The sequence below is a fragment of the Pseudomonas sp. SIMBA_068 genome (assembly GCF_046534705.1).
GTDB classification, from domain to species: Bacteria; Pseudomonadota; Gammaproteobacteria; order Pseudomonadales; family Pseudomonadaceae; genus Aquipseudomonas; species Aquipseudomonas putida.
Genome location: NZ_JAWRYI010001152.1, coordinates 1 through 251 on the forward strand (window position 1 = coordinate 1; position 251 = coordinate 251).

1 protein-coding gene is annotated in these 251 nt (G+C 43.0%); it reads left to right on the forward strand.

The window, feature by feature from the left end; genetic code table 11:
* The coding region (locus SB756_RS33130) for an aldehyde dehydrogenase family protein (protein WP_410913642.1) at window positions 1-251 on the forward strand (251 nt) is incomplete at both ends.

A 251-nucleotide genomic window follows, 5' to 3' on the forward strand; every position in this document is an offset into this window, starting at 1 on the left:
GGTTATTAGAAGATAAAGCCGTTCGTGCTATTTCGTTTGTAGGATCGTGTGGTGTAGGTGCCTATATTTATTCAAAAGGCACACAAAACCTTAAGCGTGTTCAAGCCTGTGTAGGTGCAAAAAACCATATGGTAATTATGCCAGATGCGAGTAAATCGCATGTTGTAAATAACCTTGTTGGTGCATCTGTTGGTGCCGCAGGGCAGCGTTGTATGGGTATTTCGGTCGCTGTATTTGTTGGTCAAGCAAGT